The organism is Halomonas sp. AOP27-A1-41, from assembly GCF_052378605.1.
Taxonomy (GTDB): domain Bacteria; phylum Pseudomonadota; class Gammaproteobacteria; order Pseudomonadales; family Halomonadaceae; genus Vreelandella; species Vreelandella citrativorans.
In genome coordinates this window covers 1-14,302 of record NZ_JBQSXT010000031.1, presented here as the reverse complement: position 1 = coordinate 14,302, position 14,302 = coordinate 1, and the positions used below count along the sequence as shown (strand labels likewise).

The following is a 14,302-nucleotide window of genomic DNA, read 5'->3' as shown; positions in this document are numbered from 1 at the left end:
GGACTACGCCTTAAGAACGGCTGGCTTGTGGCAGTGATCGAGCTAACAGAGCGGCGACGGTAAAAAAGGAACCCGTTACCAAAATGCGATCCTTGTCAGTGAGCATCTCAGCCATGGCATCAACACCGGCTTCAGGCGAGTCTGCACAAAGCCGCACACAGCCACCATGGGCTTTAATACGCTCAGCGAGTTCATTGGCCGTGTGGCCGCGCTCGCCATCAAGCGTTACACAGACCCAGTCAGTAATACGCGGTGCTAACGCCGCAATAACACCATCAACGTCTTTATCATTGAGCATACCTATCACTGCCCACTGCCGTCCTGTATCAGGCGGTACTGGCAAATGGCGAGCAACATAGGTAGCCGCATGAGGATTATGCCCCACATCCAGGCACCACTGCCCTATCCACTGCATCCGGCCTGGCAGATTAACACTGGCTAATGCATTTTGCGTGGCTTTTAGCGTTAGCATCAGCCCCGTAAGCGCCAGCGCTTGTAGTGCAGTTGCGGCATTATCGACAGGCAGGCCAGTATCAGGCAGCGCATCCAGAGAAAACGTCTCCCCCGTTGCCGTCAACCCACTCCAGCACCAGGGTAAATGGCTGGTTTCCTCGGCACTGTGGTTAAACGCTACCCCTAACCGGTAAACCGGCGCCGCCAAGGCAATAGCCGCATCGGCCACGCTACAGGGAAGCGACTCACTGCCCAATACCGCTGGCCGCAATGGGCGAAATATACCCGCTTTCTCAAGGCCGATTTGCGAAATATCGGTTCCCAAAAAGCTCGCATGGTCTTGGGCTATCGTAGTGACGACCGCAACATCCGCATTAATGATATTGACGGCATCCAAGCGACCGCCCAAGCCCACCTCAAGTACCGCAAGATCCAGTTCAGCTTGTGCCAAACACCAGAGCGCGCACAATGTACCTGCTTCAAAATAGGTCAGGCTAATTTCCGGTGCTTCCAGGCGAGCCTGTTCGACACGTTCAAACCCCTCGACCAGGCACGCGTCGTCAGTTTCCTGGCCGTTGATACGCACCCGCTCGTTGTAACGCAATAGATGAGGCGAGGAGTACGTACCCACATGCCAACCATGTGCGCGAGCCACCGCGTCAACCATGGCAACCGTCGAGCCTTTACCATTGGTGCCCGCCACAATGACAACGCGATTGGCAATGGGGCGTTTAAATAGCCCCATACGCTCAGCAACACGTGACACACGCTCCAGGCCTAAATCAATCCCGACAGGGTGCAGGGTTTCCAGATGCTGAAGCCACTCTGCTAACGACTTAGGCATTGCGGTGTGGTTCATGGCTCTTGTCAATAGAATCAGGACCTGTCTCGTCAACCGTTACGTCAGTATCGGCGATGTGTGCTTCATCAACCACCGGCTCAGCGACGGCTTCATCATCCGTCAATTCACTGGCTAACGAAAGCGCCTCCTGATGAGTCAACTTGCGTAGTACGCCGCCCACACGGGTACGCATTTCCTGGCGATGTACAATCATATCGACCGTACCATGCTCCAACAGGAACTCACTGCGCTGGAAACCTTCTGGCAGCGTTTCGCGGACGGTCTGCTCAATAACACGCGGACCAGCAAAACCAATCAATGCGTTGGGCTCAGCAATATTCAAGTCGCCCAGCATGGCGAGCGAAGCGGATACGCCCCCAAACACCGGATCGGTAAGCACCGAGATATAGGGCACACCGGCCTGCTTAAGTCGCTCAAGTGCCGCCGATGTTTTGGCCATTTGCATCAGTGAGAAAAGCGCTTCCTGCATACGCGCACCACCGGAAGCCGCAAAGCAAACCAGCGGAACACCTTCGTCAAGCGCGATAGTCGCCGCTCGGGCAAACTTCTCACCCACTACGGCCCCCATCGACCCACCCATAAAGGTGAACTCGAAAGCAACCGCAATGACCGGCAAACCGTCCAACGTACCACGCATAGCAATCAGCGCATCTTTCTCGCCGGTATCCTTTTGCGCGGCCGCCAAGCGGTCCTTGTACTTTTTAGAGTCGCGGAATTTCAGGCGATCAACAGGTTCAAGCTCTGCCGCGACCTCTTCACGACCTTCTTTATCCAGGAACCAGTCCAAGCGTTTCCGCGCAGTCAGCCGTAAGTGATGGTCACATTTCGGACAAACACTATGGTGTTTCTCTAACTCAGGAAGATAGAGAACGGCTTCACACTTGGGACATTTACGCCAGAGGCCGTCGGGCACACTGGCACGACGGTCTTTACGCTGGATACGCCCCATGGAGGGCACTATCTTGTCTAACCAGCTCATATCAAAAAGGCTTCCGTTTTACGTCATGCCTGGCAGCGCCAAGCTTGATGAGTGTCGTCAATCAACTTCAAGTATAGACGATGAGGGGCAGCGTTAGACGTCCATTGCGGTGCGCATCTCTGCTAGCACGCTTCTAAGCTGACCAGCGATAATTTCGGGCGTTTCTACATTTTCGGCAATACGGTTTACTAACGCACTACCGACAATCACTCCATCCGCTACGTTAGCCACTTCAGCAGCCGTTACGCCATCGCGGATACCGAAACCAACACATAGCGGCAGGTCGGTCATTTCACGTAGCGGTGCCAGGCGTTCAGCGACGTCACTTGCATTTAAGGTTGCCGCACCAGTAACGCCTTTTAGCGAAACGTAGTAAAGGTACCCCTCACCCTGGGCACATATTGTAGCGGCTCGCGTAGGTGAAGTGGTAGGCGCCACAAGGAAAATTGCTGCTAAATTATGCGCTTTTAACAGCGGACCCAATTCATCGGCCTCTTCAGGCGGCATATCGACCACTAGCACACCATCAACGCCCACTTTTTCAGCCTGCTCAGCGAAGGCCTCGTAGCCAATACGCTCAATAGGATTTAGATACCCCATTAACACAACCGGGGTTGTGGCATCGGCCTGACGGAATTCAGCCACCATATCCAGCACGTCGACCAAGCGGGTGCCCTGCTTTAAAGCGCGTTCACAGGCTTTTTGAATAACCGGGCCGTCCGCCATTGGATCAGAAAACGGCACACCAAGTTCAATGACATCCGCACCCGCTTCTACCAGCGCATGCATAAAGCCAACGGTGTACTGTGGCGCCGGGTCGCCCGCCGTAATATAAGGTATCAGAGCCTTGCGGCCCTGCTGCTTGAGTTCAGAAAAGCGCTGATCGATACGGTTCATGCTTGTCCTTAAAAGCGGGCCTTAAAATTCGATACCGTCAATGTTGGCTACGGTCATAATATCTTTATCACCACGGCCTGAAAGATTAACGACGATATGCTGGTCAGGGCTTGGCATGCGCCAGCGCGTGGGCTGACTCCAAGGCAGGCATTATACCCTCCATCTGCGTCAGTTCTCGAAACGCTTCCAGCACAGCGCTGTCATTAGCGGTGACATAGCTAACACGACCAACATCTTTCCAAAGCGCGCGCTCAGGGCCAACGCCCGGATAATCAAGCCCGGCTGAAATGGAGTGTGTATCGGCGACCTGCCCCGCTTCATCAGACATCAAGTAAGTACGGTTTCCGTGCAGCACACCGCGCGGAGCATTCGATGAAAGCGGAGCGGCATGGCGGCCCGTCTCAACACCATCACCTCCGGCCTCAACCCCATACATCGCGACGGCATCGTCTTCAACAAACGGATAAAATAGCCCAATCGCGTTGGACCCACCACCGACACATGCGACCAACGCATCCGGCAAGCGGCCGATTTGTTCCAGCGATTGGCGGCGTGCTTCACGCCCCACTACCGCATTAAAGTCGCGCACAAGCTCAGGGTATGGGTGTGGCCCTGCTACCGTGCCGATAATGTAAAACGTGTTATCAACGTTCGTTACCCAGTCGCGCAGCGCTTCATTCATGGCATCTTTAAGGGTGCGTGTGCCCGACTCTACCGGAATCACTCGTGCGCCCAATAAACGCATACGATAGACATTCAACTTTTGCCGCTGCACGTCTTCAGCGCCCATATACACATCGCACTCAAGACCCAGGCGCGCGGCAACCGTTGCCGTCGCCACGCCGTGCTGCCCGGCACCGGTTTCAGCGATGACCCGTGGTTTGCCGGTTTTTTTGGCAAGCAGTGCCTGGCCGATGGTGTTGTTTACCTTATGCGCGCCGGTATGATTTAAATCTTCGCGCTTTAACCATATTTGCGCACCACCGAGCGTCTCGGACCATCGCTTGGCATGATAAAGCGGCGACGGGCGTCCTACGTAGTGGGCAAGATCATTATCAAACTCGGCCTGAAAAGCAGGATCATCACGTAGGCTTACGTAAATTTTCTCCAGATCTTCCAGGGCGTAGCTCAATGTTTCGGATACAAACCGGCCACCATAAGGGCCAAAATGACCGCGGGCATCCGGCATTCGGGTCAGGTCGCTGAATCTGGTCTTGGAAGCCGTGTCAGAAACGGTTCTAGGAACGGTTTCAGAAACAGTATTAGCGCCACCAGTTGCTGAGACAGTCACAGGATACCTCACAAGATTGCCAGAACAGGCAACAATTGAATAAGCGGACATAGAGCGCAGCGTCATAAAAAACAGACTGCGCGGCGTGTTTAACGGGCGTCGGCTAACGCGACTTGCTGAATAAACAGTGTCATTTTTTCAACGTCTTTACGACCATGCGCTGCTTCAATCCCACCCGACACATCAACGGCATAAGGCGCCACTTGGTGAACGGCAGAGGCGATATTATCAATCGTTAACCCGCCTGCGAGGATAACAGGTTTTGCCAGTTTTGCGGGGATTCTCGACCAATCAAAGACCTCTCCTGTGCCACCTGGCGTGCCCGGCCGATAGGCGTCCAGCAGCAGCGCCTGTGCCTGATGATAGTCAACAGCTGCCTGAGATAAATCGATATCGTCACGCATTCGCAGCGCTTTAATCCAGGGGCGTCCAAACTGTGCACAAAACGCAGGAGACTCATCACCGTGAAACTGAATCATGTCCAGGTACGGTAAGCACTGCTGAATCACGTCAACGGATTGATCAACAAACAACCCTACCCGGGTAACAAAAGCAGGTACTTCACCCGAAAGCGTTTCAAGTTGCTCAAGCGTAATGCTGCGCGCGCTTTTCGGCCACATGACAAAACCCAGCGCATCTGCCCCCAGCATTACGGCTCTTTTAATATCATCACTGCGGGTAAGCCCACAGAACTTGACCCGCGTACGCATGGGGCTAAGCGTCTTCATCTAGCGCCTCCTGAGCGGGGTCCGACGTTGTTTTAGCAAATGTCAGTTTACGCCGCGCCGCTATTCTGGGAGTGTCTGGCAGTTCTCGTTCGCCTGTCCACTCCCCGGTAAAAGCGAGCAGGTTAGGCCCTACCGGCTCCATGGGCAAATCAAACCGCTCGTCGTAAATTGAATCAACAAAATGCAGCCCACACGCGGGAGCGGTTACATCACCTTTCTTACGATTCCTTAGCGCCAGCAATCGTTCAATATAACCTTCGTCCTGCGCCCCACGACCTACGCTGACAAGGGCCCCAGCGATATTGCGAATCATGTGATGTAAAAACGCATTGCCCTGAATATCAATGACCACCAGCGGGCCAAACCGCTTCACCTCGACAAAATGCATTTGCCGCCATGGCGTTTTGGATTGGCAGCCTGCAGCACGAAAACTTGAAAAGTCATGCTCGCCAATCAGAGCCTGCGCAGCGCGATGCATGGCATCTGCATCCAGAGGATCGCGGCACCACGTTACGTTCGTGCGTTCAAGCACAGGGCGACTGATTTGATTGAGCAGTAAATAACGGTAACGCCTGCCAAGCGCGCCCAACCGGGAATGAAAATCGTCCGAGACTGGCTTCACCCAGCGCACGGCGACATCGCGTGGCAAGTTGGTGTTGGCACCAAAAATCCAGGCTTTCTCAGTCCGCTCAGTCGGCGGGTCAAAGTGCGCTATTTGACGCGTGGCGTGAACGCCTGAGTCCGTACGTCCGCTGGCATGTATCTGAACGGGGGCACCGGCCACTTTTGCCAAGGCATCCTCTACGGCGCCTTGAACAGAAGCAGCATGCTTTAAACGCTGAAAGCCGCAAAAACGCATGCCATCATATTCAATGCCTATTGCCAAACGGCCTTTCAGCGGCCGGGTTTCATCAAAGTGGTAAAACTGGGTCATCAAGCCACGTCATAAAGTTTGAAAGGTTAGCCATTATCCCGACCCGGCGGCTTGAATGCTACCTCTTCAATTTCCCACTCTGTGCCTATCGGGCGAGCCGTGCTTACTTTTTTCAGCGTTTCAGACGGTGTCAGCTCGGGCGCTTCAACCCGCTTAAAGTCCATGCCCTTTAATAACAGCGCATCTTCTTGCGGATACCGTCGGCTGCCATGGCCTGCCAAACCTGCTGCCTGACTTTTAGCATAGCTAGCGCCAAAAGCATCGCCTCTCTCGGGTTTACGTGTAGAGGCTTGCAGGTCACTACTAACGGGTGGCGATGGTTTGAACACCTGAGGCTCGGCAAGCGACGCGCTCCTCAAATGCGCTTGAGCAACCGGCTCTTCAGCCTCGCGCCGCTTTCTGCGCCATATTAATCCCGTCAACAGCAGTACCAGCCCAAGGGCAATGAGTGGCCATTGATAACGCTCAATACTACTCAAAACACCACTTGATGGCGCATCGTGTACGTCAGCGATTGGCTGTGCCGCAGCATTCGCCTCCGCCATTAATGGCATCGGAGGAGACGCTTCTACCAACACGCTATTCTCGATGAATTGACTGAGATTATGACGCAGTTCGCTGAGTTCAAGACGAAGCTGCTCGCGCTCTTCATTAGCCGCAAGTAAGCTTGCCTGGCTTTGCTCCAGCTGCTCTGTAAACCGGGCCATAGCACGAGCCAGCTCGGCTTCTATCTGGGCAGTAGCCAGCTCAGGCGCAGGTGGCGCCTCAACCTCAACGTCCACTGGAAGACTCTGAGGCACTGCTGTATTGGCGCGCTGCTCGCCTGCCACCATCACCTGGACAGCGTGAGCCGCCTCATCGACTGAACGTAGCTGCACTTGCCCTTCTGCGGGCAAGCGCAGTGCCTGGCCCGTCCGCAAACTATTAATATTGCCCTCAGGAAAGAACTCAGGATTCGCCGCTACCAGTGCCAACATCATCTGCTGAACGCTCGCGCGCTCAGGTTTACTACGCGAGGCAATACGCCACAACGTATCACCCTCTTGCACCCTTACCTCGGCACGTGGAAGAGGCTCTGTCATTTCCGAGCCTGAGCTTGACACGACGCCGCCAGCTTCTGCCTGGTTCAATGGATAATTAGCGTAGTCAGCCGGGTCAAAAAGCAACGTGACCGCGTGCTGTTGCTGCCCTTCCGGCGAATCAATGACCAGTAGCAAATCCAACCAGGGCGTTGTTACCGCCTGTGATGCGCGCAGGATAATGCGCCGACTGCCCGCTTGCTCTTGAATCTCGGCATGCACCTGACGAGCCAAAGGCATCCACTCAAGCCCAGAGGCGATAAATGATGGTTCATCAGCAACCTGTACGCTTAGCTCGTCTAGCGCGTAGGCGTTTGAGTCAAGCAACGGTAACGAAGCATTTAGCGGGGCTTCCAGCCAGGATTCCACCTCGGCAGGTCCGGCTTCAATTGCCTGCGCAAAAGACGGCACCCCAGCAATCGACAGCAGTGCGATCGTTTTCAAGAAAACGCAATAATTTGAATATTTTTTCGCCACGTTACCCAATCCGTTTTTTTATGGAAACCGCGCTAGCAAGTGCGGTACATGCCAACACAGAACGCAAATTATAATTAACACAAATACGCAGGGAACGCATGGAGGCGGGTTGCTTAATTTAAGTTAAAACACTTACAAAAAAACCGGCGCGCTAAAAGCGCCCCGGTTTTGGCTGACGTACTGCGTTGTTTTACTGTTCGCGCAAAATTTTGAGCATGCGCTTAAGCGGCTCGGCAGCACCCCATAGCAGTTGGTCGCCAACGCTAAATGCCGAAAGGTATTCACCGCCCATGTTCAGCTTACGCAAACGCCCCACCGGAATATCCAATGTGCCGGTAGCGGCGGCAGGCGTTAAACCTGCAATGGTGGCCTCTTTCTCGTTGGGGATCAGCTTGACCCACTCATTATGCTGAGCGATCCGCTCTTCAATCTCATCCAGCGGCACATCATGTTTCAGCTTGATGGTGAATGCTTGGCTGTGAGAGCGCATGGCACCAATACGCACACAAAGACCATCAATCGGCACAGGATTATCACCAAGACCCAGAATTTTATTGGTCTCAACAAAGCCTTTCCACTCTTCACGGCTCTGGCCGTTTTCAAGCTTGGTGTCAATCCACGGCAGTAGGCTACCGGCAAGGGGGGCGCCGAAGTTATCGGTCAGGAAGTCGCCACCACGCATGGCCGCCGTTACCTTGCGGTCAATTTCCAAAATCGCGCTGGAGGGGTCAGCCAGTTCGCTACTAACGCTGTCGCGCAGTTGACCCATTTGATTGAGCAGTTCGCGCATGTGCTTGGCGCCAGAACCGGAAGCCGCCTGATAGGTCATGGAGGTCATCCACTCAACCATATCGGCTTCAAACAGGCCGCCCAAGCCCATCAGCATGAGGCTAACGGTGCAGTTACCACCGACAAAGGTCTTGGCACCTTTGGCAAGCTGCGCATCAATGACCTTACGGTTAACCGGGTCAAGCACGATGGTAGCTTCATCCTCCATGCGCAGCGTGCTGGCGGCATCAATCCAGTAACCCTGCCAGCCATTTTTACGCAGGTCACCATAAACTTGCTTGGTGTAGTCACCGCCTTGGCAGGTAATAACAACATCCAACGCTTTCAATTCTTCAAGAGCAAACGCATCTTTTAACGCAGGTACGTCTACGCCGATGTCGGGACCAGGCTGGCCTACTTGGGAGGTGGTGAAAAAGACCGGCTCAATGCCGTTAAAATCACCATCTTCCTGCATGCGCTGCATCAGCACAGAACCCACCATGCCACGCCATCCTACGAAACCGACTTTCAACATGCGAAGTCCTCCAGCAAAGAATGAGACATATATTATACACAAAACTTATAAATAACGTCGGCCACTCTTTGAGTGGCCGAGGCATCACACTTTTCATATCAAATAGTTAGCACGTTTTATAGCGCATTTAACTTTTTGCAAAGGCCGCCAGTACCGCATCGCCCATTTCGACCGTCGAAACACGGCGAGTTCCTTCTGCGGCGATATCCGCCGTGCGCAGGCCGTTATCCAGAACGCTACCCACCGCGGTTTCAATGCGCTCGGCCATGGCCGTTTCATTCAGCGAGTAGCGCAGCATCATGGCAACCGACAGCATCATGGCGAGCGGGTTGGCAATGTTTTGCCCAGCGATATCCGGCGCGCTTCCGTGGCAAGGCTCATACATGCCTTGGCCGCTTTCGTTCAGCGAGGCCGAAGGCAGCATACCGATGGAGCCGGTAAGCATGGCGGCGGCGTCAGACAGAATATCGCCAAACATATTGCCGGTCACAACGACATCAAACTGTTTCGGGGCACGTACCAGCTGCATCGCGGCGTTATCCACGTACATATGCGAAAGCTCGACGTCCGGGTACTCTGGCGCCAAACGCTCCATCACTTCACGCCACAAAATGGTAACTTCCAGCACGTTAGCCTTATCTACCGAGCAGAGTTTTTTGCCACGCTTTTGGGCCATTTCAAACGCGACGCGGCCGATGCGCTCAATCTCACTTTCGGAATAAATGTAGGTATTGTAGCCCACACGCTCCCCGTTACGCTCCTCAATACCCCGCGGCTGGCCGAAGTAAATGCCGCCGGTCAATTCACGCACAATCATGATATCCAGGCCTGCCACCAATTCAGGTTTCAGGCTGGAGGCGCTGGCCAGCTGCGGGTAAAGCATGGCCGGGCGCAGGTTGCCAAACAGCCCCAGGTTCTTGCGCAGGCCCAACAAGCCTTTTTCAGGGCGCTTGGAAAGATCTTCAATCTTGTCCCATTTAGGGCCACCCACCGCAGCGAGCAGAATCGCACTGGCCGCCTTGGCTTTTTCAAGCGTTTCAGCAGGCAATGGGTCGCCATGCACGTCGTAAGCCGAACCGCCGACCAGTGCTTCTTCAACGTCAATATCCAAACCCGCTTCCTGACACGCTTTTAGCAAACGCGCAGCTTGAGCAGCAATCTCTGGGCCAATACCGTCGCCGGGTAATAGAAGCACCTTATGGGTCATGTTAAATCCTTAATAGAGAGTCAGCACGGCTTACCGCCGCTTAGCACAGTGCAATGGCGTTGCACTGCGCTATGTGTGTCTTTTTAACTTTTCTGAATGACGCTTATACGGCTGTATCAGGCTGGCTGACGGAACAACCAGGGCCGAGCATCTTTGTGTTTTTGCTCAAAGGCACGGATCGCATCTTCGTCCTGCAGCGTGATGCCGATATCGTCCAGTCCATTGAGCAGGCAGTGCTTGCGGAACGCGTCCACTTCAAACTCAAGAATTTCGCCGCTCGGCGTGATGACCCGCTGGTTCTCCAAGTCGATATCCAGCTGATAGCCTTCATTAGCATCAACGCCTGTAAACAAGCGATCCACTTCTTCTTCGCTTAACGTGATCAGCAAGATGCCGTTTTTAAACGCGTTATTGTAAAAAATATCTGCAAAGCTTGGCGCAATGACTACTTTAAAACCAAAATCTTCCAGTGCCCACGGCGCATGTTCACGCGAGCTTCCACAGCCAAAGTTGCGCCGAGCTAGCAACACCTCAGCCCCCTTAAAACGCGGCTGGTTCAGCACGAAATCGGGATTAAGCGGGCGATTGGAGCAATCCTGCCCCGGCTGACCTTCATCTAAATAACGCAGCTCATCAAACAGGTTAACGCCAAAGCCGGTTCGTTTGATTGATTTCAAGAACTGCTTGGGAATAATTAGATCGGTATCGACGTTAGCGCGATCAAGCGGGGCAACCACGCCTTCAAAACGAGTAAACTTTTTCATGGTTTAAGCCTCCTGGGCGTGAGTAGCATCGTTGGCGGATAAACTGCGCACATCAACAAAGTGGCCAGCAATCGCAGCTGCTGCCGCCATGGCAGGGCTCACCAGGTGCGTACGACCACCGTACCCTTGGCGTCCTTCGAAGTTGCGGTTGGAGGTCGATGCGCAGTGCTCGCCTGCACCCAATTTATCAGCATTCATGGCCAGACACATGGAGCAGCCCGGCTCGCGCCACTCGAAACCAGCGTCGATGAAGATTTTATCCAGCCCTTCCGCTTCTGCTTGGCGTTTCACAAGGCCAGAACCCGGCACCACCATGGCAAGCTTAATGGAACCTGCCACTTTATTGCCTTGAGCCACCTTGGCAGCCTCACGCAAATCCTCGATACGCGAGTTAGTACACGAACCAATAAACACTTTATCGAGCTTGATATCGGTAATTTTTTGGTTAGCGTACAAGCCCATATATTCAAGCGCGCGAGCATGGCTGCGCTGCACGGTTTCATCCTGGGAGGCTTGCGGGTCTGGCACGTGCCCGGAAATACCTGTCACCATCTCGGGGCTGGTTCCCCAACTGACCTGCGGCTCGATATCTTCGGCCTTCAGGGTCACTACTTTGTCGAACGCGGCATCGTCATCTGATACCAGTTGACGCCAGTCAGCCACTGCGGCTTCCCACTGCTCAGCGGTCGGCGCAAAGGGGCGCTTGGCCAGGTAATCAATCGTCGTGTTGTCCACCGCAATCAACCCGACCCGGGCACCCGCTTCAATCGCCATATTACACACGGTCATACGGCCTTCCATGGAGAGCGATCCGATAGCGCTGCCCGCAAATTCGATAGCGTAGCCCGTACCACCTGCTGTGCCGATCTTGCCGATAATGGCCAGTACCACATCTTTGGCGGTCACGCCGAGGCCAAGCTCCCCCTCAACGCGCACCTGCATGTTCTTCATTTTTTGTGCCAACAGGCATTGCGTCGCCAATACGTGCTCAACTTCAGACGTGCCGATACCGTGAGCCAGCGCGCCAAAAGCACCGTGAGTGGCCGTATGGGAGTCACCGCAAACGACGGTCATACCGGGCAACGTGGCGCCCTGCTCTGGCCCAACCACGTGCACGATTCCCTGGCGGGGGTCGTTAATTTTAAACTCTTCAATTCCGTACTCAACGCAGTTGTCGTCAAGCGTCTGAACCTGAATCAACGACACCGGGTCTTTAATGCCGCTATTACCTTCGGCGCGCTCTTTCGTCGTCGTTGGGACGTTATGATCCGGCGTTGCTAGGTTTGCATCCAGGCGCCACGGCATACGTTTGGCCAAGCGCAACCCTTCAAACGCTTGCGGAGAGGTCACTTCGTGAAGCAGTTGGCGGTCAATGTAGATCAGCGCCGTGCCGTCATCGCGCTGCTTCACCAAGTGCTGGTTCCAGAGTTTGTCGTAAAGGGTTTGACCTGACATGTGGCTCTCCTGGGCAAGCGCCCTGCTAGTTCGGTATCGCAGCCTCTACGTGCTGCTTAATGTGACGATGCAGCCAGTGTTACGCGTAGCGACCATAAAAGCAATTCATGTTATTTATAGGTATGATTCCATACTGGAATACACCAATACTAACCACACAATAGTGAGCACCACGTGGACACCCAGAGCCTACAAGCGTTTTTAGCCGTTGCTGAAACACAAAGCTTCTCGCGCGCCGCCGAGCAGCTTTATCTCACTCAGCCAGCGGTTAGCAAACGCATTGCCACGCTGGAGTCGCTGGTGGGCACGCGGCTGTTTGACCGTATTGGCAGGCGTATTTCACTTACCGAGGCAGGCCATTTATTACTGCCACAAGCCAAGCGAATTCTGTTAGCGGTAGAAGATAGCCGCCGAGCACTCGCGAATCTTTCTGGCCAGGTGGGTGGCCGATTAACGCTGGCTACCAGCCACCACATTGGCTTACACCGCCTGCCACCTGTTTTAAAAAACTACACCCTGCGCCATCCAGAAGTAGAATTGGATCTGCATTTTCTGGATTCAGAGTTTGCCTACCAGGGCGTGCAGGATGGCACCCTGGAAATGGCCGTGGTGACGCTCGCCCCCCACCCTGTTGAGCAATTAAACGTGGTGAACCTTTGGCATGACCGGCTATGTTTTGTTTGCGCGCCCGACCACCCGCTAGCTCAAGCCGCTATCCTTAGCCTTGAAGCACTTTGTCACTATAAATGTGTTCTACCTAGCGCCAAAACATTTACCCGTACATTGATTGAGCAACGTTTTGCCAAGGCGGGCCTGTCTCTACAGGTCAGTATGGCTACCAACTATCTGGAAACATTAAAGATGATGTGCAGTGTTGGGCTTGGGTGGAGCCTACTGCCTGAGGGGATGATTAATAGTGAGCTGGTCGAGCTGAAAATAGATACACCGCCCATCTATAGGCCGCTCGGCTATTTGGTGCATACCAATCGGACACTTTCCAACGCCGCGATAAAAATGATTGAGGCGCTGGAGGCGACGAAAACAGCATCCACATTAACTGAAACATTCACTGTATAATCTGGGCAATCAGCTTTTTTAGCAAACACCAATAAACCTTGTGTTACCTGTGATTAATCGCTGTTGACTATCAGTCGGGGCCAAATTTCCAGCCAGCGTTTTTCAGCAACACGCTGCCTAAAATCGGCTGGTTTAGGTCTTTTAGCATTTAGGGTGATCGTAAAATCAAATAAAGACTCAATACCCAACGGTGCGATAATCATCACGTCACCATTATCATCAAGCTGTGCGCCCACGGCGGTTTGAATCTCCACCCAGTAGCTCATGGCATCCGCCGTTGAGGTGTAGGGCGGATCCAGGTTTCGCATATGCATTCTTGCCTGATTTTTTACCGACCATGGGAAATCTGAAACGCTTTTAAGCTGCTGTTCAATATCGCGATCTTTTGTTTCAGAAATATCGCTTTCATCAAAATAAATCAAATCAATATCGTTAAGCACGGTAGGACGCGAATATTCATGCATTTTGTCCCAAGCAAGATTACGCACAAAACCTGCAGCGAGACATCCGTCAGGCAGCCTCCATTGAGCCGCCGCGAATAGCGCCTCCATACGCTTTTCATCCTGAACGATCCATTGTTTAAGTTGTGTGTGATAGTCCATTACTTAAGTAACTTTCCGAATAAGCATTTAGTAGGTGTGCGCGTGCTTTTTCCTGCCAAACCGCGGCACCACGAAGCAATATCAAGTACCACTGATTAACGTGATAGCGACTACCAAGGGGTATTGGCTGCGTATCGTTGAACAACCTTTCCACCGTCGTTAATTTCCGATTCCAAACAGCCACCATTTGCAAT

13 protein-coding genes and 1 pseudogene are annotated in these 14,302 nt (G+C 53.6%); 1 reads left to right on the top strand and 13 read right to left on the bottom strand.

The annotated features are described in order from the left end of the window. Positions 1-10 precede the first annotated feature (10 nt). From folC to leuC, 11 genes and pseudogenes are all read right to left on the bottom strand, one after another. Positions 11-1,297, bottom strand: a complete 1,287-nt coding sequence (gene folC / locus ACT3TC_RS15865) for a bifunctional tetrahydrofolate synthase/dihydrofolate synthase (RefSeq protein WP_444640869.1) — start codon at positions 1,295-1,297, stop codon at positions 11-13. Then, entirely contained in the window at positions 1,290-2,294 is a 1,005-nt protein-coding gene (gene accD, locus ACT3TC_RS15860) for an acetyl-CoA carboxylase, carboxyltransferase subunit beta (protein WP_444640867.1), read from the bottom strand. Before accD ends, folC begins: the two co-directional genes overlap by 8 nt. A 93-nt stretch (positions 2,295-2,387) precedes the next feature. Beyond that, positions 2,388-3,191, bottom strand: coding sequence for a tryptophan synthase subunit alpha (gene trpA / locus ACT3TC_RS15855; RefSeq protein WP_444640865.1), 804 nt, complete (start codon positions 3,189-3,191; stop codon positions 2,388-2,390). 21 nt (positions 3,192-3,212) lie between these two features. Continuing rightward, positions 3,213-4,380 (bottom strand): annotated as a pseudogene (gene trpB / locus ACT3TC_RS15850) (tryptophan synthase subunit beta). Between the two features lie 191 nt (positions 4,381-4,571). After that, positions 4,572-5,210, bottom strand: a complete 639-nt coding sequence (locus tag ACT3TC_RS15845) for a phosphoribosylanthranilate isomerase (protein WP_444640863.1) — start codon at positions 5,208-5,210, stop codon at positions 4,572-4,574. Then, entirely contained in the window at positions 5,197-6,144 is a 948-nt protein-coding gene (gene truA / locus ACT3TC_RS15840; RefSeq protein ID WP_444640861.1) for a tRNA pseudouridine(38-40) synthase TruA, read from the bottom strand. The genes ACT3TC_RS15845 and truA overlap by 14 nt, the downstream gene beginning before the upstream one ends. Before the next feature lie 26 nt (positions 6,145-6,170). Continuing rightward, complete coding sequence (locus ACT3TC_RS15835; protein ID WP_444640859.1) at positions 6,171-7,667, bottom strand: type IV pilus assembly protein FimV; 1,497 nt, start codon at positions 7,665-7,667, stop codon at positions 6,171-6,173. 223 nt (positions 7,668-7,890) lie between these two features. Beyond that, a complete protein-coding gene (gene asd, locus ACT3TC_RS15830) occupies positions 7,891-9,003 on the bottom strand; it encodes an aspartate-semialdehyde dehydrogenase (RefSeq protein ID WP_193054628.1) in 1,113 nt (370 codons plus the stop codon). Positions 9,004-9,130: 127 nt separating this feature from the next. After that, a complete protein-coding gene (gene leuB / locus ACT3TC_RS15825; protein WP_172118399.1) occupies positions 9,131-10,210 on the bottom strand; it encodes a 3-isopropylmalate dehydrogenase in 1,080 nt (359 codons plus the stop codon). A gap of 116 nt (positions 10,211-10,326) precedes the next feature. Further along, complete coding sequence (leuD, locus tag ACT3TC_RS15820) at positions 10,327-10,974, bottom strand: 3-isopropylmalate dehydratase small subunit (protein ID WP_192528582.1); 648 nt, start codon at positions 10,972-10,974, stop codon at positions 10,327-10,329. A 3-nt stretch (positions 10,975-10,977) separates the two neighbouring features. Beyond that, entirely contained in the window at positions 10,978-12,429 is a 1,452-nt protein-coding gene (leuC, locus tag ACT3TC_RS15815) for a 3-isopropylmalate dehydratase large subunit (protein ID WP_444640857.1), read from the bottom strand. A 174-nt stretch (positions 12,430-12,603) separates the two neighbouring features. Here leuC and ACT3TC_RS15810 point away from each other — a divergent pair, with 174 nt between their 5' ends. After that, entirely contained in the window at positions 12,604-13,506 is a 903-nt protein-coding gene (locus ACT3TC_RS15810) for a LysR family transcriptional regulator (RefSeq protein WP_444640856.1), read from the top strand. 53 nt (positions 13,507-13,559) lie between these two features. Here ACT3TC_RS15810 and ACT3TC_RS15805 read toward each other — a convergent pair whose 3' ends face one another. Both ACT3TC_RS15805 and ACT3TC_RS15800 read right to left on the bottom strand, forming a co-directional pair. Continuing rightward, positions 13,560-14,108, bottom strand: coding sequence for a nucleotidyltransferase family protein (locus tag ACT3TC_RS15805; protein ID WP_444640854.1), 549 nt, complete (start codon positions 14,106-14,108; stop codon positions 13,560-13,562). Then, positions 14,086-14,302 (bottom strand): hypothetical protein (locus ACT3TC_RS15800; RefSeq protein WP_444640852.1); only part of this gene is annotated, 217 nt, incomplete at its 5' end. The genes ACT3TC_RS15805 and ACT3TC_RS15800, both read right to left, overlap by 23 nt.

Excerpts from the sequence above, each read along its gene's own strand:
- leuB (WP_172118399.1), bottom strand. The coding sequence starts at position 10,210 with ATGACCCATAAGGTGCTTCTATTACCCGGCGACGGTATTGGCCCAGAG.
- folC (WP_444640869.1), bottom strand. The coding sequence starts at position 1,297 with ATGCCTAAGTCGTTAGCAGAGTGGCTTCAGCATCTGGAAACCCTGCAC.
- leuC (WP_444640857.1), bottom strand. The coding sequence starts at position 12,429 with ATGTCAGGTCAAACCCTTTACGACAAACTCTGGAACCAGCACTTGGTG.
- asd (WP_193054628.1), bottom strand. The coding sequence starts at position 9,003 with ATGTTGAAAGTCGGTTTCGTAGGATGGCGTGGCATGGTGGGTTCTGTG.
- trpA (WP_444640865.1), bottom strand. The coding sequence starts at position 3,191 with ATGAACCGTATCGATCAGCGCTTTTCTGAACTCAAGCAGCAGGGCCGC.
- accD (WP_444640867.1), bottom strand. The coding sequence starts at position 2,294 with ATGAGCTGGTTAGACAAGATAGTGCCCTCCATGGGGCGTATCCAGCGT.
- leuD (WP_192528582.1), bottom strand. The coding sequence starts at position 10,974 with ATGAAAAAGTTTACTCGTTTTGAAGGCGTGGTTGCCCCGCTTGATCGC.
- truA (WP_444640861.1), bottom strand. The coding sequence starts at position 6,144 with ATGACCCAGTTTTACCACTTTGATGAAACCCGGCCGCTGAAAGGCCGT.
- ACT3TC_RS15805 (WP_444640854.1), bottom strand. The coding sequence starts at position 14,108 with ATGGACTATCACACACAACTTAAACAATGGATCGTTCAGGATGAAAAG.
- ACT3TC_RS15845 (WP_444640863.1), bottom strand. The coding sequence starts at position 5,210 with ATGAAGACGCTTAGCCCCATGCGTACGCGGGTCAAGTTCTGTGGGCTT.